Origin of the sequence: Chryseobacterium jejuense (assembly GCF_900100075.1) — a bacterium.
Lineage (GTDB): Bacteria > Bacteroidota > Bacteroidia > Flavobacteriales > Weeksellaceae > Chryseobacterium > Chryseobacterium jejuense.
Genome location: NZ_FNEG01000006.1, coordinates 402,014 through 422,604, shown reverse-complemented (window position 1 = coordinate 422,604; position 20,591 = coordinate 402,014). Strand labels below are relative to the sequence as shown.

Here is a 20,591-nt window from a genome sequence, read left to right as displayed (position 1 = left end):
CTGAAATTCAGACCGCTTTTTTTATATACAGAGATTTTATTATCCTGCGATTTTCCCTTGTAGCTGCATTGCTCCTGCAACCTGCATTCCTACTGAAAGGGCAGCAAATCTCATATTATCTTTGCTCACGAAAGCATCTACTGTCAAGAAGTTTTCTACTTCTGAATTGGTAATCAGTCTTAGTTTCAGGATAAATCCTTTCACACTTCCGTCTGGCAGTAATTCAGCTTCCTTAATGTCAAGTACCTTACCAATAAAATCAATACAACCATAATCAGGAAGATCCTGGCTTGGCTTGTATGCTGTAAACTCTTCATCAGTCTTGGTACCATCCGGTAAATCGAAGCTTTTATGAAGATCTAACACGAAAATAATTCCACTAATATTAATATTGAGCTTATTCTGCGTCTGATATTGAGTTTTGTTTTCTAGATAATCTGTAGGGAAGAACCAAAGTCCGAAAGTATCTCTTCCAAGACCTCCTACAATAGCTTCGTTGTTCTCAATATTTTCCCATTCACGGATTTCTTTTGTTTCAAAATCTAGAGAGAAATCAGTTTTCACTTCCGGATAAATCGTATTAAAATCGTCAGAAATAATTGTTTTGAATGTTACATATTTAAATTCTGTAAACTTAGCTTTTTCATCCGCAGCAATTTCAGCTACTCTATATAAAGCCATAGTCTCCATCAAATATTGAGAAAATTTTTCCTGATTCTGGAAGTTCTGAAAACCAAAAATCCCACCCCACATATTGGCAAGAGAGTGAACATTTGATTTTTTCATAACGATCCCAGCTTCATTGGTACTTTCCGGGCTCTTGATCTCTTCTCTGTTCGTGAAATAATCCTTTCCGTCAACCAGCTGATTATTCATAATCTCGTTGTTTTCTTCATGAGAGAACTCAGCGAAACCTTTAAACGTTACATTTTCATTTTCGAAAGCATAAGGCAGGGCAATATTACCTTCTTCAGAATCATTAAAATGATAAGAAAGTGTAATGGCTTTAAGATCTTCCGGATTTACTGCTAATGCATGATTACCGTCGTTATTGAACTGAGAATGGTAAAGTACAGCATATGACTTGATCTTTCCCTCTTTCAGCTCATTTTCAAACTTTTCTTTCATATTAGCAAGTACTACTTGCGGTGAAAGCCCATAAGTAGGATCTGTAATCATATAAGCAAACCCTTCAACCTCTCCGTTCAAGTTTTCAAATGCTGAAATAGGAGCAAAATCTCCTCTCAATTGAAGTGCAATAGTATACACTACATAATCACTATAAATCTTGATCTTTTCATATAATTCATTCGCCTTTTTCTCTTCTACAGGTTCTGACTGTATTGGAGTTTCCGGTACTATATCTACCACTTCTTCTTCTACGATCTGCTCTACTACTTTCTCCTCTGGCATTTCTTGTTGCTGAACCGGAGCACTGACATTTTCCTGTCTGTTGTCTTTCTTCTTAAAAAAATCAAAGATTCCCATATTGTTGTTAAAATTGGCGGTAAATATAATAAAAGCCCGCAATAAGCCCATCATAAAAAAAATGCCATTGTGTCAGTTTATCTTTTGAGATATTTCCTGAGATATATTTTAAAACAAAAACTCGGTGGAGCCAAAGGCTCCGCCGAGTTTTCTATAATTTAAGGTTTATCATCTGTCAACTCAAATCCCCAATTTTTTCCTTTTTGAGTGGCTGGAATCCCTTTTGTCATCCAGACTGGAGCTTTAGATCCTTTAAGATAATGATCAAAAAACTGCTGTTCACGAATTTGAATATCTTTTCTGTTCTGGCGTTTGATAAGATTATGATCGTCACCATTATAATTCAGAAGCCACGCTGGTTTTCCGAGACGGCGTAATGCGGTAAACATTTCGATTCCCTGATACCATGGCACCGCTCCATCCTGATCGTTACTCATAATAGCAACCGGAGTTTTTACTTTATCAATCGCAAAAAGCGGTGAATTTTTAATATAAAGATCTGGTGCTTCCCATAAATTCTTTCCTAATCTACTCTGTGATTTTTCATACTGGAACTGTCTGTTCATTCCGGAACCCCATCGGATTCCACCATAGGCAGAGGTCATGTTCACAACAGGAGCACCACTCCATGCTGCTGCATACATATCTGTGTGAGCAATAAGGTACGCTACCTGATAACCGCCCCAGCTTTGTCCCTGAATTCCGATTTTAGTACCATCAACCCAAGAATTCTGCTTTAACTTTTCAACTCCGGAATTAATATACTCCATTGCAGATTCTCCTGGGAAACCATCTACATAAGAAATATCAGGAGTGAAAACCAGATATCCGTTGCTTACAAAATAAGAAATATTTAATCTTGAAGGTGTTGGAGACGGTGCAACATAACGGTTCAGATTATCTGAAAGTTTTTCATAGAAGTATACAATCATAGGATATTTTTTATTTGGATCGAAATCTTCCGGTTTGAATAAAACTCCTGTAGAGGTATTTCCTTTTGGTGTTGCCCAATGTACCAATTCGTCTGTTCCCCAATTATAAAGGGTTTGCTGTGGATTAGTATTGCTAAGCTTTTCCTGTTTTGAAAAATCTGATGTGGTGAAAATATTCGGTGAATCTGTGTAAGATTCTTTTACTACGATATATTCTTCAGTATTTTTTGCTTTTTGAAGGCTGCGATATCCCCATACATCTTCCATTTGAATTTTTACAGGGTCAGTATTCGACTGAATAGATGTTTTAAAAATTCCATTGGCCTTGGATGCATTATCAAATGCTGATAAGTAGATAGAAGACTTTCGGTTTAAACTTTTAATATCTTTATCTAATTCGTAGGTGTCGAATGTTATTTTATTTTTACGGCCATATCCATTCGTTATATTTCTTGGTTTTTTTGAACCGTTCAGAAAGAACTCCCAAAGATCATAACGGTCTCTGATAATAACAGACTCATCATTATCCGTCCATGAGGCTAGTCCGTAAGGATTTGGAAAATCTGGCATATCAAACTCCTCATCTACAAAAGAAACCGGCAATCCGTTCGTAAGTGGCAGGGTTTGTTTTGTTTTCACGTTATAGCTAAACCATTGTCCTTTTTCACTATCAAAAATCACTACAAATTTTCCCAATGGAGATACAGCTACTGAACCATCTAGGTTTTTAATGATCTCTGTTCTCTCTCCAGTTTTATTATCAATCGCGAAATAAGTCTTCTTTGTAGAACCTTCCCATTGTGAAGAAATACGGTTGTTCAAACTGGTAACCCCTAATGCAAATTCAGCATTTCCCTGGTTTATTATTCTTAAAGTATCTAAATCTTCACCATCAATATTTCTGAAGAAATCCGGTTTCTCCGTTTGCATTACTGCAGCATAAGATTTTTTCAGATCATTTTTCAACTCTTTTAACTGTACTGTTTGCAAATAATCATCTCTGTAGTTCCAGATATCTACTACAGCATGGTCGTTCGCAATCATTGCGGTATCTTTTGCAATTGGCTTTGGACCCACACCAAAATACAACTGCTTTCCGTTCTTGCTGAATAGAGGTAAACGGTTTTCAGAAACTACCCAATCTTTTTTCATTTGGGCATTTTGATTGGTAATTACTTCCTGTTTATTTCCTTTAACATTAAAGTAATACAAATTGTACAGCTTTACCAGATCATTCTGTGCAGAAGAAGTTCCCACATAGGCCAGTTGATTTCCATCTTCATCAAAAGACAATTGTGAAAAATCACCTTCCATTTCGGAAATTTTAGCAATCGTTCCTTTCTGTAAGTCTACTACCTGTACCGTTTCAAGAGCATATTTCTTTGGTTTAGATTTGTCGGTATCTTTTTTATCCGAAGATTTTTCATCTTCTGAGTCTTTTCCTTCTTTCTTTTCCTTTTTTTCGTCCGGTTTCTTGGTTACAAAAGCAAGTTGTTTCCCATTTTTACTGAACTCGTAACGGATTACGTTATCGTACGTTGTACTTTTCCCATCCAGAAGATTTCGTACAACTAATTGTAGAGGCTTTGCATTTTTATCTTCCTCTTTATTTTCATCACCGTCTTCTTTATCTGCAGATTTATCTTTTATATCTTCCAGAAGATAGGCAACATAGGAACCTGATTTTTCTGGAATTTTAAATGTTTTTACATTAGGAATTTTCTCCGTTTGACCATTTAAAACATCAACGATTGCCAAACTGTCTTTTGTAAGCTTATTTTTTTTAAGCTTTTTATCTTTTACCGCTTTTATATCTTTATACTGCGGACGGATTTGAAAAACAGCAAACCTGGAATCATTTGTAAAATCTACTTTTGTTCCTCTTGCAAATGTCTTTGAAATTTTATTTTTAACGGAATATAAAAAAAGGTTAGAATTACCTTCCTGAGGATCTACAGAATAGGCGATCCATTTTCCGTCATTTGAGATTTTTCTCATGCCTATATTTTGCCAATTGTCATAAACAGAATGGTCTAAAGGCTTCTTCTGTCCATACAGGCAACAGGCCATCATGAGCAGAAGAAAAACTGTACATTTCATCTTCATTTTTAAAAATTTTTAAAGGATTAAAAATAGGATATTTCTTTGACAAATCCACATGATTCTAGGTTTCTATCATTCGAAAAAATGTCATTCTGTCACTTTCTGCACGATGGTATTTTTTTTGAGAAATATTTGAAAATTAAAAAATCTAAAATATTATGACGAAAGGAAATATTAATGTATCGGTGGAGAACATTTTCCCACTTATTAAAAAATTTCTTTACAGTGACCACGAAATATTCTTAAGAGAGCTGATTTCTAATGCTACGGATGCTACTTTGAAGCTAAAACACCTGACAAGTATTGGTGAAGCAAAAGTAGAATATGGAAATCCTAAACTTGAGGTTAAAATTGATAAAGAACAAAAAACTTTACGCATCATAGACCAAGGTATTGGTATGACTGGTGAAGAGGTTGAAAAATACATCAATCAGGTTGCTTTCTCAGGAGCTGAAGAATTTTTGGAGAAATATAAAGATTCTGCAAAGGATTCAGGAATTATCGGCCACTTCGGACTTGGGTTCTACTCTGCCTTTATGGTGGCTGAAAAAGTAGAAATCCTTACCAAATCTTACAAAGATGCACCTGCTGTAAGATGGATCTGTGATGGAAGCCCTGAATTTACTTTAGAAGAAACCACTGATAAAACAGATAGAGGAACAGAAATCATTCTTCATATCGCAGAAGACTCTGTAGAGTTTTTAGAAGAAGCAAAAATCAGTGAATTGTTATTAAAATATAATAAATTCATGCCTGTTCCAATTAAATTCGGAACAAAAACACATACACTTCCTTTGCCGGAAGACGCTCCAGAAGGTACTGTTGCTGAAACAGAGGAAGTTGATAATATCATCAACAACCCTACTCCAGCATGGACAATCGCTCCAAGTGATCTGACCAATGAAGATTATATGAAGTTCTATCACGAACTGTATCCAATGCAGTTTGAAGAACCTTTATTCCATATTCACTTAAATGTTGATTATCCTTTCAACCTTACAGGGGTTTTATTCTTCCCAAAATTAAGCAACAACTTAAATATTGATAAGGATAAAATTCAGCTATACCAAAATCAAGTATTTGTAACGGATGAAGTAAAAGGTATTGTTCCAGATTTCTTAATGCTTCTGAGAGGAGTAATTGATTCTCCGGATATTCCGTTGAACGTGTCCCGTTCTTATCTTCAGGCAGACGGTGCTGTAAAGAAAATTTCTTCTTACATCACGAAAAAAGTAGCTGATAAAATGGCTTCTCTCATCAATGAAAACCGTGAAGACTACGAACAAAAATGGAATGACATTAAAATAGTTATTGAATACGGAGTTATCACTGAAGAAAAGTTTGCTGAGAAAGCGGATAAATTTACATTATATCCTACAACAGATGGAAAATACTTCCTTTGGAATGAATTGGTTGATAAAATTACACCTACCCAAACCGATAAGGATAATAAACTGGTAGTTCTTTATGCAACCAATGCTGATGAACAGCACAGCTATATTCAGTCTGCTAGAGATAAAGGATATGAAGTACTGTTATTAGATTCTCCAATTATTTCACACGTTATTCAGAAGCTGGAAACTACAAAAGAAAACATTTCATTTGTAAGAGTAGATGCAGATCACATCAACAATCTTATCAAGAAAGATGAACCTGTTATTTCAAAATTGAATGACACTGAAAAGGAATCTTTGAAAAAGAATGTTGAAGAAGCAATCCAGGATACTAAATTCACTGTTCAGCTTGAAGATCTTGACAGCACTGATGCTCCATTCACGATTACCCAACCTGAATTTATGAGGAGAATGAAGGAAATGCAGGCAACCGGCGGTGGCGGTATGTTCGGAATGGGTGGCTTCCCGGAAATGTACAATCTGGTAGTAAACTCCAACAGTGAACTTTCTAATCAGATCTTAAAAACCGAGAATACTGAAGAGAAAGAAAGCTTAATTAAATATGCTTTGGACCTTGCTAAGCTATCTCAGAATTTACTGAAAGGAAAAGACCTTACAGATTTTATACAGAGAAGTTATAAACAACTTGAAAAATAAATTACAGAAGACTGTTTCAAATGAAGCAGTCTTTTTTTTGTTTTAAAGGTTGGAAACGCAAAGGCACAAATTCTTTTACATGTACGATGCTTTAAGGCGCAAGGATTTTATCTGCGATAAAATTGTATATCGCTGAATATTGCCACGAATGCACGAATTTATTTTTTATGCATAAATAAACATATAATTTATTCGTGCATTCGTGGCAAAAAATAAGTGTACTGATTGCTGAAGATCTTTGATCTTCTTGCGCCTTAAAATATACATAATATTGATAAAACTCCTTTGCGTCTTAGCGTTCATCCAACATTAAAGTTATTACAGAATACCTTATTATCTATTTTTTAAAACCACAAAAGTCACAAAAGAATTTAGACACTTAAGTCTTATGAAGTAAATAGTATTCTGTTGAGAAGAGCACTTAAGTTTTTGAAAATCTTCGATTTTCTTCTGATGTGAACTTTTATAGAGTATCATTTTGAACTTACTTAAGTGAACTAAATTGTTTAATCATAAAGCTTTTGTGACTTTTGACTTCGTCGAATCTTCGATTTGGGGTTTATATTCTCTCAATAGTGAAGCTTCATTAGTATTTTTTCAGTTTTCTATTGTATACATTGTGCTTTTTTGCCATTTTTGTATAAAATGTCGGTCATGCAAAAAGAAAAATTACGTCTTATTAGAAAGCAAAAAGGATATACTCAGCAACAGGTAGCTGATTACATTGCTACGGATGTATCTAATTATAGCAGAAAAGAAAGCGGTGATGTAAGAATCATTCAGGATGAATGGGATAAACTTGCACGCTTCTTTGAAGTACCGGTTGAAGATATTTATGAAGACGAAACAGCTGCAGTAGTTGTTAATTATGACCACCCTGTATTTAATGATAAATCTATTTCTGCAGGAGCAATCACTAATCAGAATAATTATGATAATATTCCAGGTGCTGTTATTGAGAACCTACAAGGATATATTGCATTATTAAAAGAAGAAAACGAAAGGCTGAAAGAAGAATTAAAAGGTTCTCAAAGTCCTTCAACAAGAGCAAAGAAATAATAATACGGTTTTACTGTAAAAATATTTGTATCACTCACATTAATAGTATGAGTGATATTTTTTATTTAATATTGAAAGTTTTTTGATATAAAATTTCTTAAGGACTCTTTTTTTAAACACGAAAAACACTAATCATTTCACAAATGTCACAAATATAATTCTCGCAGCGATTAAATCTGTGTAACCTGCGAAATCTGTGGGAGATTATTTTAACGCAAAGTTTTATGATAAAAGCCTTATATTCTTTAGGAGGCTAAGAATGCTGACTTCGTCACAGATGAAGCTTTATGGTTATGCGTACGCTTCGTAAGAATCAATGAAATTGATTCCTTTCTTTGCTCCCTTAAAATATTACGCCGTGAAGATAGAAACTTTGCGTCTGCAAAAGGGCTCAATATTCTTGTCATGAATACACGAATTTTTATTGTCCTGTAATTTGATAGTTTAGTGAATATTTTTTGACGCAAAGAACTAGCAATTCGAATGCTTTATTTTAGAAGGCTAAGAGTTTGACTTCGTCACTGATGAAGCTTTAGGGTTATGCGTATGCTTCGTAAGAATCAATGAAATTGATTCCACCTTTGCTCCCTCTAAATTATCTAGTATCAAAATAAAACTTTGCGTTTATAAAAACACTTATTTTTTTGCCACAAATGCACGAATTTCTTTTATTGATACTAAAATGTTGAGTGCTATGCTCTATGTTTCTATGTGGTTCGAAATTTTTAAACCACATAGAAACATAGGCTAAGGAAAAATAAAATTATTATAACTCATCCATAGGATCCCAGAACAGTTTTTTAAACCCTTTTATTCTTAAGTTTTCCACAGCAATTCCTTCCGCTTCTAATTTCTTCTGAAACTCCGGAACAGATAATGTCCCTGAACTGGAAATAACGCGGTGTGCAGGCACGTCTTCAGGGCAACCTCCCATTGCTTTTCCTACATGGCGGGAATGATTGGGATAGCCCACTGCTTTCGCTATAGCACCATACGTAGAAACTCTTCCCTTTGGAATAAGCCTAGCGACTTCGTATACCTGTTGTTTGAAAATTTCGTCCATATCTAAAGTCTTAGAAAAGAATATTGAATTTTTGCATCATTTTTGAACTCTTACAGCCTCAATGATGTTTCATTAAAAGATAAAGATATGAAAAAATCATTTTTCCGTTTACTGAATGTAATCAATAGAAAGGTTCTTCCAAAGCTGAGCAAGAAGGACCCGAACAGGCTAACAAAAATAGAAAAGGTAATTTTGGCTTACCGTTATTTTGTTTTGGTGAATTCTTTAGATTGATTTTTATTTTCCCACAGATGCCACAGATTGCCACATATTGCAATGATGCTTAAATATTAGCTCGCAGATTTAGCTGATTATGCAGATTTATTGGAAACTGCAAAGGGTTTCTACTAATATTATGCATATTTTAAGGCGCAAGAAGATCAAAGATCTTCAGCAATCAGTGCACCTATTTTTTTTCACGAATGCACGAATAATCTTTTTATGCATAAATAAAGACATATAATTTATTCGTGCATTCGTGGCAATTTTTAGCGGTATACAATTTTATCGCAGATAAAATCCTTACGCCTTAAAACATCATGTATCTAAACAAATTGCGCCTTTGCGATTTCCAACCTTTCACATCACCGCGCAGAATCTGCGTCATCTGAAAAATTTGTGAGAGATTAAAAAGTCTGAAAGCAAAAAAATAAAAAAGCGCTCCCAAAATGGAAGCGCTGTATAGTAATCTCGTAAAGAGTTTATTGCTTAAGCATTCTCAAGAATGTAAGAGAACATTAATGGTGCACAGATAGTTGCATCACTTTCAACGATAAATTTCGGTGTAGTAATATCTAATTTACCCCAAGTGATTTTCTCATTTGGAACTGCTCCTGAATAAGAACCGTAAGATGTAGTAGAATCAGAGATCTGGCAGAAATAAGACCAGAAAGGAATGTCATGCATTTCCATATCCTGATATAACATTGGTACTACACAGATAGGGAAATCTCCTGCGATACCACCACCAATCTGGAAGAAACCAACTCCTTTTCCAGCTGAGTTTTTAGTATACCAGTCTGCAAGGTAAGTCATATATTCAATACCTGATTTCATTGTAGTAGCCTTAAGCTCTCCTTTGATACAGTAAGAAGCGAAGATGTTACCCATTGTAGAATCTTCCCATCCTGGAACTACGATTGGTAAGTTTGCTTCTGCTGCTGCAATCATCCAAGAATTTTCTCTAGGAATCTCATAGTACTGCTCCAATACTCCTGAAAGGATCATTTTATACATGAATTCGTGTGGGAAATATCTTTCTCCTTTAGCTTCTGCATCTTTCCAGATTTCCACAATGTGCTTCTGTAATCTTCTGAAAGCTTCTTCTTCCGGGATACAAGTATCTGTAACTCTGTTTAGACCTCTTTCTAAAAGATCCCACTCATCCTGAGCAGTTAGATCTCTGTAATGAGGAACTCTTTCATAGTGAGAGTGTGCTACAAGATTCATTAAATCTTCTTCAAGGTTGGCACCTGTACAAGAGATAAAATCTACTTTTCCCTGACGGATCATTTCTGCAAGAATTTTTCCCAGTTCAGCAGTAGACATTGCTCCTGCCAAAGTAATCATCATTTTTCCGCCATCTTTAAGATGTGCAACATATCCTTTAGAAGCATCCACCAATGCAGCTGCGTTGAAGTGCAGGTAATACTTTTCTATGAATTCAGTTATCGGTTTGCTCATTTTTTTAATTTTTGCAAAGATAAAACTTAAAAACGGAATGCAGCCCAAGCACTTGAAGAAAGTCTCATAGAGGAGTGCTTTTTTATCATTTGTTAAATAAGTAGGCTGGAAGGTATTTTAATTGATGTACTTTTTTGTTGGGTAAACGCAATGGCGCAAAGGTTTTTTATAACTATTACGTCTATTTTAAGACGCAAGAAGATCAAAGATCTTCAGCAAGCGATACGCTTATTTTTTTTGCCACGAATGCACGAATTATTTTTTATGCATAAATAAACATATGATTTATTCGTGCATTAGTGGCAATATTCAGCGACATACAATTTTATCGCAGATAAAATCTTTGCGCCTTAAAACGTCATGCATGTAAAAAAAATCTTGCGCCTTTGCGATTTCCAACCTTAGCTATTATTGTTAAAAAAACAGAAAACGCAGCCCAAAATGGACTACGTTTTCTTCGTAAATTCAACCCTATATGACAAAGTTTTATCCTTCCCAGGCTTCCACTTTTACAATTTCAATTTTTCTGTTACCTTCTTTGAAAGGCCAGTCGATAATATCTCCTACTTTGTATCCAACTACTGCTAATGCAATATTTGAAAGGATTGAATACTTATTCTTCTTAAGCTTTTCTCTGGTAGAAGGCACAAAAATATACTCGTGTTCAAAATCCTGTGTATGATCTTTCAGAGTCACTTTTCTGTTAACTGTTACAATATCTTCAGACAGATCCCTTCTCCGTACCTGCTTCGCGTTTCTCAGCTCTTCAGTTAATCTTTTCTCTTCTCCGATGCTTACTTTTTTTCTTCTTAGTGTATCTTTTATAGCATCATAAATTCCTGTGGTTACCGTAATATGATTGGACATTTTTTTCAATTTTTAAGATTAAAATGCAGTATTTCCCGAACGATCCAATGTAGAATCCAGACATACATCTGCCTTCTTCTATAGAAAACCGCAAAAAAGCATAAATAAAAATCCGGAATAATTCCCTGTCTTGGATCCTGACAGGGCTTAATTGATAAAGTCCTTGGAACTTTTCAGAAAAGAATCTGTATGTAGATACAGTAATGACAGCAACAATCCTGCTCGTCGGCGATCCTCAGATAAAAAGATAGTTGCTGTCATTATTTTGTTGTTGTTAATTCTAACAAAGATAGAACTTAAAAATGGAATGTAGCGACTCCACTTAAAGAAACTCTGGTTAAACCTTCTTTTGCATCACTCATATCAACAGTTGTTCCGTTAATTTTCATTTTGTTTAATGTTCCTGCCGTTACACTTAATTTAGGACCTATAAAAAGATGATCAGAAAGAGCATATTGATAGCCAAAACCTGCATCTAATCCTAAATTAGATCCGGTTCCTTTTACATTACCTGTTTTTGTTGTGTAAGAAATAACCCCTAACGCAGCATCAAGAATCAATTTGTGTTTCGTTGGCTCATTATAATTGGAATACATGATAGAAGGCCCAATGAAGGTAATATTATCTTTTGTACTTACGGTTACGTACATAGTATTCCCATAAGGGTTCCCTACAGCTAACATTCCATTGCTTGATGCGCTATAATTGGAGAATTTCAATCCGATTCCAATATTATTTACATGATAATAAGCAGAAAGGTCAAAATGAAGTCCGCTTTTTAATCCTTTGATGTAATCCTTCTCCTGTTTTGAAAGTCCTGAAGGTGTTTCCGCAACTCTCCATGCATATCCTACAGAAGGGACAAATGAAAATTTTTGGGCAAAAGAAAATAAAGAAGTCGAAATAGCTCCCAGTAGCATTAGTTTTTTAATCATTTTTGAAAAATTTCCGGCAAAAATAGGACTTTCAGTGAAAGGAGCAACTAAAATTTAAACCTTCTATTTTCTTTTTTATCAGAAAGCTTTTTTTTACCATCCAATCTCTTTTGTTTTTGGGCCCTGGACGGTTTAGTAGCCGTTCTTTTTTTAGGAATAATAAGTGCATTGTTTACAATCTCCGTTATTTTTTCGATAGCTTTATTTTTATTCATCAGCTGGGTTCTGCTTTCAGAAACTGTTAGAAATAAAAATCCATCTGCATTGATTCTATTTTTAAGCTTTTCCTGAATCAATGTTTTTTCATCATCATTAAAAAATTCAGAAGCCACAACTTTCCAAAGTACAGTTACCGAAGTTTCCACTTTATTGACGTTTTGCCCTCCTGCCCCACTGCTGCGGGAAGTTTTGAAACTGAGTTCTTTTGAAAAATCCTTCATTATGTTTTAGTTTTGAGAGTTTAGATTCAAGAATCAAAACTTCTTATATATTTTCACTAATCAACTTATACAATTCCATCCTACTTACCTTTCCATTAGGTGTTCTGGGAATTTTATTCGTAAAAATAATTTCTTTCGGCTTATGGAAATTCTTCTCAAAAGAAACCTTTGAAATTTTATGAACAACCTCATCGGATGGATTTCCTTCAATAATTAATATTAATTTCTGTCCCAAGCTTTCATCCGGTAATCCTACAAAAATAGCTTCATTTGGGATTTCTCTTTTGACTAATGCTTCCAGTGCTTCCGGAAAAATTTTTGCACCTCCGGAATTGATTACGTTATCTATTCGCCCCAGAAATTTAAACTGCTTATCATTTTTAATTTCAACTAAATCATTAGTTACCAATACCTCAGTATTAACATTTGGAGCAAAAATAGTAAGACACCCTCTTTCATCCAAAGAAATAGAAACATTTTCAAAAACAGTAAAATACTCTTCCGGTTCCGGCATCAATTGTTTCAAACCAATATGAGAAAGCGTTTCTGACATCCCATAGGTCTCAAAAATATGGTTTGAACTCTTCAAATTCAACTGAAGAATTTTATTTTTCAAACTTTCAGAAACAGCAGCACCACCAATAATCAGATTTTTGATGAAATGAAGTTTATCCAATGAATTTTCTACCTGAAGCGGAGTCATAGCACAAAAATCTACCTCCTGATCCAGATTTTCAACAGGATATAAAGATGGTTCACTTATGATTAGCCTAAGTTTTCTTTCTATAGAGCGTACTACCATCATTTTACCTGAAATATATTCTACAGGCAGGCATAGTAATGCAGTATCACCTTCTTTTAGTCCTAAAAAGTTGCAGGTCATCACTGCAGAATTGATCATTTTCTTTTTTTCGATCCCGAAAATTTTAGGAGTTCCTGTAGAACCTGAAGTCTGCACGTTTACAGTTTCTCCTTCCCAAGACCATTCTTCTAAAAAGATTCTAACTTTTTTTTCAAATTCAGAGTTGAAGGATAATTGATTAATATTGAGATTATTGAAGTCTATCAGCATATTTTCCATGAATAAAATCTACAGTAAATTTAAAAAAAAATCCAAAAAGTTCTTGCATCTAAGGAAAAAAACTGTAAATTTGCACCACCAAAATAAAACAGACCTATAGTGTAACGGTAACACTCCGGTTTTTGGTACCGTCATTCGGGGTTCGAATCCCTGTGGGTCTACAAACCATCCTTTTTAAGGATGGTTTTTTGTTTTTTAGATTAATAAATATTTTTGATTAGAATTGAATCAACCCTATAAATTGAGGGAAATGATCAACCCTAACATCTATTTTAAATTACTCAAGGCTTCTCTATCTGGTCTCTTTGTCATATTTTAATGTACTAAAAAAGCTCAATTCTAGTTTTTTTTACTTAAAGTAGTAGAATTTTCAAGAGAGATATTTGCAAATACCAAAAAATTATATAAATTTGCATCACCAAAATAAAACAGACCTATAGTGTAACGGTAGCACTCCGGTTTTTGGTACCGTCAGTCGGGGTTCGAATCCCTGTGGGTCTACAAACCATCCTTTTTTAAGGATGGTTTTTTTTATAGATTTGAAATAAAAATAGCAATAAAAAAACCACCTCAAAAAATGAGGCGGTTTTTTTATTGATTAGTCACTAGCGTGATTCTTGTGAGAGCAGTAATTATAAATACTTTTATTTAATGAAATCTATAGCATTTTTAAAAAGAGCTGACAAAGAAATCACAATTAATAAAATAGCAATAACCCAACCTCTATAATAAAGCATTTTATCATACATAGAGTCATCCTTTCTTTTCACGTTAAAGATATTTTCTTTAGAGCTTAATTTAAAATATATAAGGACTAAGCCTATTAATAATGTTATAAAAGCCATTTTATTTAATCGCTATTTTTTATTCTTTTAAATATAAATTTTTTGTTGTTTTTGATAATGAGTAAAGTATCACTGTTGGCTTTTTTAATAATTGTAAAAGGAAGATTAACTCCTCTCCAATAAATAGGAAACTCACCATTGCTCAAGCTTCCTGGTATCAAAAATTTTCTCTCCTTTAAATTTTTTGGATAATAGATAAAATTATACTCCTTATTAGCATAATACTTTTTATTGATATCAAATTCATACCCTATATTATACGTTCCTTCACCTTTTAAAACAGTATTGAATGTATATTTATTAAAATCCAATATATTTTTTTCATTCTTATCTGTACAATTGAAAATAAGAAAAATGCAGGTTATAAAAATAAAAATTGTTACATACTTCATTGTATATTATTTTTCATGTATTACTTTGTTTTTCAGGAACTATCATAAGCAATTATTCTATTAAAATTCGTGTATTTACAGAGCTTAATCTGGACATCTTTACAACCAATAAAATACTCTACTTTTCCATAATAGTATTATTCCTCCCTAGAAGCTTTAAAATTGAAGCGAGTTTATACAAATCATAATCAATCATCTCGCGTTCTCCATTTACAACTTTTTGTAAAAACTCCCAGTCTTCTGAAAGGCTTCCCATTGTAAGTTGAGCAGGCTCATGATAAGGGCTATATAGTTCCTCATCAAGAATATTCCAATACAAATCATCTTCAAGAACCACAACATTCTTACCTTCTAATTTTTCCAATTCATCAGACAGAATATTGATAAGCTTCCTAAGATCTGAAATATTGATATCTTTATTTTCCATTTCTCTATTTATTTTAAGGATCCATATTATGATTGTCCTTAAATATCAATTCTATCCTTTAAGCCCATTCAACACCTCAATAGCTTTCGCCTCATCCTTCTCATCCACAAAAATATGGTCATGAAAATAGGCAGCAACTACATTGCAACTAATCCCTGCATCACTCAAAGCCTGTGAAAATTTTGCCGTTAAGCCAACTGCAGATAAAGAGGAATGAACCTCAAGAGTGATCCATGAAGCAACATAACTAAAGGCTAAACTTAAAGCTTCAGCATCTTCTTTTTTAAGGACAACAGTTATACTTTCTGTCTCCTTAAACAGGAACAAAATTTTAGAAAAAGGAATTCCATCAATGTTATCAACTGTACAATACACATACCGTCCTTCATTCAATAACGGATTTAAATTTTTTAAAATATTCTTTAAATTAACTTCACCTTCCATAATTCATTGTTTTTTAGTGGAAAACACATTGATAACTTCCCTATTTATGATTGATATAAAAATACAATATACGTAAACAAAAAGTCAAGTAAAAACAAAAAAAGATCTCCCTAGAGATCTTTTTGGATATTATAAAATTAAAAAAGTCTTGTAAGAATTATTCTATAATCCAGCGTTGCATCTCCATTATTGGTAATATTTATCACATCTGCTGAAGGCATTGTTAGTGTATAACTAAAGGCTGACCCCGTCCCTCCTGCGCAGTTTGGCACACCAGACCAGACCACTGAAGTAGTAGTTCTGCTTACTTCTGTAAATACAGGCCCTTTAGAGGTGGTATCAGTGTTGAGAAGACCATCTATTCCCTTAATAGAAAAAGCGCTGTTAAAAGCATTGCTGGTAACATAATATTCTGCAACAGCAGTACGTGCACAAGTATTTCCAACAGAAATGACAACCTTATATACGCCGGCGTTTGGAATTCCCGTAATCAAAGTACCTGTAGCCCCTGCTGTTACATTCACTGTATTATTAATAACCGTTCCATATACATTAGTAACTGCCTTATTCAAAACGCCATTTGTATCTGAATATACTGGGGTAACAATGGTAGCACCTGCAGCTATATCCATGGTTCTTATTCTGGTACTACCAGCCACATCTAAAGTATTGGTGGGTGCATTATTGGCAATCCCTATATTGCCGGAAGATAAATCCATTACAAAATCAGTTGCACCAGGGGTACGGGAAATAACAAACAATCCATTATTTCCATTGATATTAGGGTTTATTCCCATTACCGTCTGTTTAGTTCCTGCTGCTCCGGTGGTTCTTAAAATTGACAATATGGAACTGTTGGCAATAGGGTTTTCTATCAAAAGTCCTGTATTCGTCGCTTCACCTGTTCCAATCCCCGTAGCTGTTCCTCTATTTTTTATATGAAGATTTGATGACGGGGTAATGGTACCAATACCAACATTTCCAGTAGAGGTTATTGTAAAATCATTGGCTTGCTGTACATCAGTTGGAATACCCGTCGCCGGATTGTCTTTTGCACCATCAAAATGGAGCGCGCCTTGAGGGTTTGATGTGTATATTCCAATTTGTGCACGTGTAAAATTGGCAATTATCAACATTGATAATAGTAAAATGCTTGTTTTCATTTTATTAGTTTTTAAATTGAGTAATATGATGTATTTTTTGAATCTTATAAATTTTACTTCAACATTAGTTTCTATATCAATGTAATCCTTACAAAACCTCTTTACTTTACTACTTCTGCATTTACACTTTAAAACTCTCTACAATATTATTTATCAATGGATTAAAATTAAGAACAAAACAGATACTAAACAATATCCCGGTTTAAAAAAAATATAAAAATAATCAACCATACATTATTTTAATTGAAAATATTATTCAATAAATAGCTTTTTAAATGAAAAACCCACATTTATATAGCTATAATTTTAAAATATAACCATTATGAATTACACAGAAGCAGCTATGGATAAAAGCACATTTTTTCCCTAAAGATGATCAAGATATATTCTATCAAAAGTTGGATAGAATTCAAATCAGGAAATAGTAAAAAAAAACATTTTAGCTATAATTTTGAATCAGATATTGAATTATTGGGAACCGCACCTACTATTTTTAGACTAAAAATATTTTTTTCCACTTTGCTACTGTGTTTCTACTAAGACCAAAATACCTGGCAGTCTGTATATTATTCAGTTTCTGTTTCTTTTGATAATCCAAAATTTTAAAAATAGTAGACTTATCATAAGACCTGTGATTTTTGGCATTTACATTTTCTGAAACATCCTCGCCAAATATAATTTTATTAAGTTTTAGCACATCCAGCTCAGAAAGTTCTTCTTTATTTAAGAAAAACAAGCATTGTTCTTTTTTATCAGGAAATTTTAATGCCAACATATCAGTAAATATCTTTTTATAATAAGGTTTTGAACATTTCATTTCTTTTCATTTGATTTAGTATACTATTTTACAGATCCTATTACATTTCGTTAGTATTTTTTAAGCCATTTATACAAAGTTGTTTTAGGAATATTATATTGCGCCATTACCTGCTCTTTTGTTTTTTCCCCAGTACGGATAAGCTCAAGAATAAAGTCAATAATTTCCTTAGTATATAAGTTTTTTTTAAATTGTGGGAGGTTACTTTTCTTATCCTCCGTTTGTTTTACGTAAACCCGTGCACTACTTTTCTGGGGTGCAAATAATATTAAATGCTGAGAATAGATCCGGAAAAAATCATACTGTAACAGTTTGCTCCATCTTAATAATATACCGGTTGGAAGATCTTTTTGTAGATACATTGCTTTTATTTCCTTTTCCGAAGACTTCATAAACTTACATATCCTTGTCATTTCAAATTGATTTTGTTCTACCTGTAAGTGAATCATGTTTCCTATGTGAATGTTTTTAAAATCTAACTCCATTGTCTCTTATAATAAAATTTAATCTGTTTAATTACACCATACATAACTTTAGATACTCAATTATACTGTGTTTAAATAAGCAGGGATATGGAAAATCCAGTGTATCCCTGCCTGCCAACAACCATAAAAATAAAATATCCTCTTTTCTCTTACTATTTAATGGCTGTAGCAAAAATGGAACTCTCTGACCATGTATCTCCAAATCGTGAGATAACGGTTGTGCTATTAGGTCCTCCACCTGTAACTGTATTTCCAGCAATATATCTATAGATTTTATCTGATGAGGTCGTATTTTCAATAATAATAGTTCCCTGAAATACATCAAACTGTTGGGTATGTCCTGCAGAAGCAGGTCCTTGTACTCTGAAACTCATCAATGAAGGACCTCTTACATCATTAGATCGTGTAAGAGCAGCGCCTACAGCTACATTCCCTTCTCCAAAAGTACTTCTCACAAACATCCAGTCATCATTATCCAGATTACCCACAGTTTGTGCCAGCTGAGTAATAGTAACTGCCCATTTTCCCGGAGGCAATGTGACATACCTTCCTGTATATTTATAAGTGCCATCATTAGCAAAAGGAATATTAATCCCAGCACCTCCTACGACACCTCCTACAGCAGTTTGAGAAGCGGGAATCCGCCATTCAGCAGTACCATTAGTATCAGTTGCCGTTAGTACAGCACCCACAGCTACAGAGCCGCTTGTAGCATTCTCAAATCTCCTTGTTCCGATGGTATGAAAATTAGCTTGGGGGTTAGTAGTTCCAATACCCACCCTTCCATTTTTATTTAAAGTCATCAGCGCATTTCCTATAGTTGGAACCCCCGCAAAAAGTTGTAAAACATTTTGTGCCGCTCCAAATCCATAAAAATCATCGCCAGCAGTACTGTTCCAAATCGCTAGTTTTTTTCCCTGAGAGGCACCCAAATCCAAAAGGTTATTGGGAGATGCAGTACCAAGGCCAATTCTGTTATTTCTTGCATCAACATTAAAAGTGGTCCCATCTACAGTAAAATGACTAGTTCCGGCTGTAGCAGTACTTGTAAATGCTAAAGTATTCCCTGCTTGTGCAACGGTTCGGTTAGCCGACAACGTTCCATTACTATTATAGATACTTGTATCAGTAACATTATCTTTCCATGTAGCCACACCATTAGCGTCTGAGGTTAAAACTTTATTGGCTCCCTGTGTTCCATCTACAATTTTAACGGCTCCGTTAATTGCAGAACGAATATCGAGCTTATGGGTAGGGCTGATTGTTCCTATTCCTATATTTCCAGAGGTGTTAACCACAATATCATTTACTTGCTGCGCAGATGTTGGAGCTGCATTAATATTATTATCTCTTGCTCCATCAATGTGAAACATTGCCTGGGGAGTAGCTGTTCCAAAACTTACATTTTGAAAATCTGAAACAAAAATGCCGGGACGTGCCGGATTATATGTATACTTCCCTGTTTGTGCAGCACCAATCGCTAAACCATCGGAACCATAAGTATTTCCTGCTTCTGTATTTTGTCTTATATAATATCCAAAAGTCTCCATATTCTCACTGAAAAGCAGTGAACCTCCTGAACCATCAGTATTTGCATTAGAATGAATTCTTAAAATTGGATTGGCAACACTCCCAAGTTGTGAGGATGTCCCGCCAACCCTCAATTCATCTCCAATAACCTGCAGGTTTGATTTCGGAATAGCAGCTCCGATTCCCACTTTCCCCGCATCAGTAATGGTAACCATTTCTGTATTATTTGAGTTATTGATTCTCATAGCTTTAGTAGCGGAAGTATTTCCTTTGCTTTGGATATCCAATGATGCTTGTGGATTAGGGGTATTAATACCTACTTGAGAAAAGGCAAAATTCGCGACAAATATCGCAGATGAAATTATTATTTTTTTCATTGTTTAATTTTTTCTTGTGTGTATTTAGAATCGTACTGAAAAACATGACCGGTCTGAAATCTCCAGTGTTCGAACTTGATGATGCAAACTTACAGCACGCAAACAAAAAAAAATCTACACCAAAGACACTTCAATAAACAATACTCTGTAAAACAAATAGTTACAACAAAGATGAAGTAACTTTGAAGTAAGTCGAAAAAGTGAATTATTAGTATTTTTGAGCAATATTCAGAGGAAAGAGGATAATTATAAACACTTTAGAACTCCAATAGTTCTCTTATTTAAAAAGCAGGGATCATCAATATCCCTGCCTCTAAACACAAACACTTTTCAAACGTGAAAGAATGAAAAAATTATTTCGTGATAAATCTATCAATATTATCTACACTAAGCATTACTTCAAATACAC

At 34.1% G+C, this 20,591-nt stretch carries 18 protein-coding genes and 2 tRNA genes; 5 read left to right on the top strand and 15 right to left on the bottom strand.

The window, feature by feature from the left end; translation table 11 throughout:
• Nucleotides 1-39: 39 nt before the first annotated feature.
• Nucleotides 40-1,488: a hypothetical protein gene (locus BLS98_RS19220; RefSeq protein ID WP_089738480.1), complete on the bottom strand. Its 1,449-nt coding sequence runs from the start codon at nucleotides 1,486-1,488 to the stop codon at nucleotides 40-42.
• Nucleotides 1,489-1,646: 158 nt separating this feature from the next.
• Complete coding sequence (locus BLS98_RS19215) at nucleotides 1,647-4,526, bottom strand: S9 family peptidase (protein WP_089738478.1); 2,880 nt, start codon at nucleotides 4,524-4,526, stop codon at nucleotides 1,647-1,649.
• Nucleotides 4,527-4,681: 155 nt separating this feature from the next.
• Here BLS98_RS19215 and htpG point away from each other — a divergent pair, with 155 nt between their 5' ends.
• Together htpG and BLS98_RS19205 are read left to right on the top strand one after the other, a co-directional pair.
• The gene (gene htpG, locus BLS98_RS19210; RefSeq protein ID WP_089738475.1) at nucleotides 4,682-6,574 is read left to right on the top strand and encodes a molecular chaperone HtpG; all 1,893 of its coding nucleotides are present in this window, start codon (nucleotides 4,682-4,684) and stop codon (nucleotides 6,572-6,574) included.
• Between the two features lie 654 nt (nucleotides 6,575-7,228).
• Nucleotides 7,229-7,633 carry a helix-turn-helix transcriptional regulator gene (locus BLS98_RS19205; RefSeq protein ID WP_089738473.1) on the top strand — a complete coding sequence of 135 codons (405 nt, stop codon included), beginning with the start codon at nucleotides 7,229-7,231 and terminating at the stop codon, nucleotides 7,631-7,633.
• 766 nt (nucleotides 7,634-8,399) lie between these two features.
• Here BLS98_RS19205 and BLS98_RS19200 read toward each other — a convergent pair.
• Nucleotides 8,400-8,696 (bottom strand): MGMT family protein, encoded by a 297-nt coding sequence (locus BLS98_RS19200; RefSeq protein ID WP_089738471.1) that lies wholly within the window; start codon nucleotides 8,694-8,696, stop codon nucleotides 8,400-8,402.
• An 87-nt stretch (nucleotides 8,697-8,783) separates the two neighbouring features.
• On the opposite strand from BLS98_RS19200, the gene BLS98_RS23420 reads away from it, so the two are divergent.
• Entirely contained in the window at nucleotides 8,784-8,930 is a 147-nt protein-coding gene (locus BLS98_RS23420; RefSeq protein ID WP_167356255.1) for a hypothetical protein, read from the top strand.
• A 474-nt stretch (nucleotides 8,931-9,404) separates the two neighbouring features.
• Here the strand turns inward: BLS98_RS23420 and BLS98_RS19190 are convergent, their stop codons facing one another.
• From BLS98_RS19190 to BLS98_RS19170, 5 genes are all read right to left on the bottom strand, one after another.
• A complete protein-coding gene (locus BLS98_RS19190; protein WP_045500886.1) occupies nucleotides 9,405-10,379 on the bottom strand; it encodes a deoxyhypusine synthase family protein in 975 nt (324 codons plus the stop codon).
• Nucleotides 10,380-10,865: 486 nt separating this feature from the next.
• Complete coding sequence (locus BLS98_RS19185; RefSeq protein ID WP_089738466.1) at nucleotides 10,866-11,246, bottom strand: GreA/GreB family elongation factor; 381 nt, start codon at nucleotides 11,244-11,246, stop codon at nucleotides 10,866-10,868.
• A gap of 296 nt (nucleotides 11,247-11,542) precedes the next feature.
• Complete coding sequence (locus BLS98_RS19180) at nucleotides 11,543-12,181, bottom strand: hypothetical protein (protein WP_089738465.1); 639 nt, start codon at nucleotides 12,179-12,181, stop codon at nucleotides 11,543-11,545.
• Nucleotides 12,182-12,228: 47 nt separating this feature from the next.
• Nucleotides 12,229-12,621, bottom strand: coding sequence for an alternative ribosome rescue aminoacyl-tRNA hydrolase ArfB (gene arfB / locus BLS98_RS19175; protein WP_089738463.1), 393 nt, complete (start codon nucleotides 12,619-12,621; stop codon nucleotides 12,229-12,231).
• Nucleotides 12,622-12,664: 43 nt separating this feature from the next.
• Nucleotides 12,665-13,693, bottom strand: coding sequence for an AMP-binding protein (locus BLS98_RS19170; protein WP_089738531.1), 1,029 nt, complete (start codon nucleotides 13,691-13,693; stop codon nucleotides 12,665-12,667).
• A gap of 99 nt (nucleotides 13,694-13,792) precedes the next feature.
• On the opposite strand from BLS98_RS19170, the gene BLS98_RS19165 reads away from it, so the two are divergent.
• Together BLS98_RS19165 and BLS98_RS19160 are read left to right on the top strand one after the other, a co-directional pair.
• Nucleotides 13,793-13,863: transfer RNA gene (locus tag BLS98_RS19165), tRNA-Gln, on the top strand.
• Nucleotides 13,864-14,132: 269 nt separating this feature from the next.
• Nucleotides 14,133-14,203 (top strand) — tRNA-Gln (locus BLS98_RS19160).
• A gap of 349 nt (nucleotides 14,204-14,552) precedes the next feature.
• Here BLS98_RS19160 and BLS98_RS19150 read toward each other — a convergent pair.
• The 7 genes from BLS98_RS19150 to BLS98_RS19120 all read right to left on the bottom strand — a co-directional run bounded on the left by BLS98_RS19150 (nucleotide 14,553) and on the right by BLS98_RS19120 (nucleotide 20,182).
• Nucleotides 14,553-14,858 carry a hypothetical protein gene (locus BLS98_RS19150; protein ID WP_139166162.1) on the bottom strand — a complete coding sequence of 102 codons (306 nt, stop codon included), beginning with the start codon at nucleotides 14,856-14,858 and terminating at the stop codon, nucleotides 14,553-14,555.
• Between the two features lie 199 nt (nucleotides 14,859-15,057).
• Nucleotides 15,058-15,366 (bottom strand): hypothetical protein, encoded by a 309-nt coding sequence (locus BLS98_RS19145; protein ID WP_089738456.1) that lies wholly within the window; start codon nucleotides 15,364-15,366, stop codon nucleotides 15,058-15,060.
• A 51-nt stretch (nucleotides 15,367-15,417) separates the two neighbouring features.
• Nucleotides 15,418-15,810 (bottom strand): ACT domain-containing protein, encoded by a 393-nt coding sequence (locus BLS98_RS19140; protein WP_089738454.1) that lies wholly within the window; start codon nucleotides 15,808-15,810, stop codon nucleotides 15,418-15,420.
• Between the two features lie 137 nt (nucleotides 15,811-15,947).
• Complete coding sequence (locus tag BLS98_RS19135; protein WP_139166161.1) at nucleotides 15,948-16,973, bottom strand: hypothetical protein; 1,026 nt, start codon at nucleotides 16,971-16,973, stop codon at nucleotides 15,948-15,950.
• A gap of 493 nt (nucleotides 16,974-17,466) precedes the next feature.
• Nucleotides 17,467-17,748, bottom strand: coding sequence for a helix-turn-helix domain-containing protein (locus BLS98_RS19130; RefSeq protein ID WP_228425377.1), 282 nt, complete (start codon nucleotides 17,746-17,748; stop codon nucleotides 17,467-17,469).
• A gap of 92 nt (nucleotides 17,749-17,840) precedes the next feature.
• Nucleotides 17,841-18,203 carry a transposase gene (locus BLS98_RS19125; protein ID WP_317040652.1) on the bottom strand — a complete coding sequence of 121 codons (363 nt, stop codon included), beginning with the start codon at nucleotides 18,201-18,203 and terminating at the stop codon, nucleotides 17,841-17,843.
• 224 nt (nucleotides 18,204-18,427) lie between these two features.
• Nucleotides 18,428-20,182 carry a hypothetical protein gene (locus tag BLS98_RS19120; RefSeq protein ID WP_089738448.1) on the bottom strand — a complete coding sequence of 585 codons (1,755 nt, stop codon included), beginning with the start codon at nucleotides 20,180-20,182 and terminating at the stop codon, nucleotides 18,428-18,430.
• Between the last annotated feature and the right edge of the window lie 409 nt (nucleotides 20,183-20,591).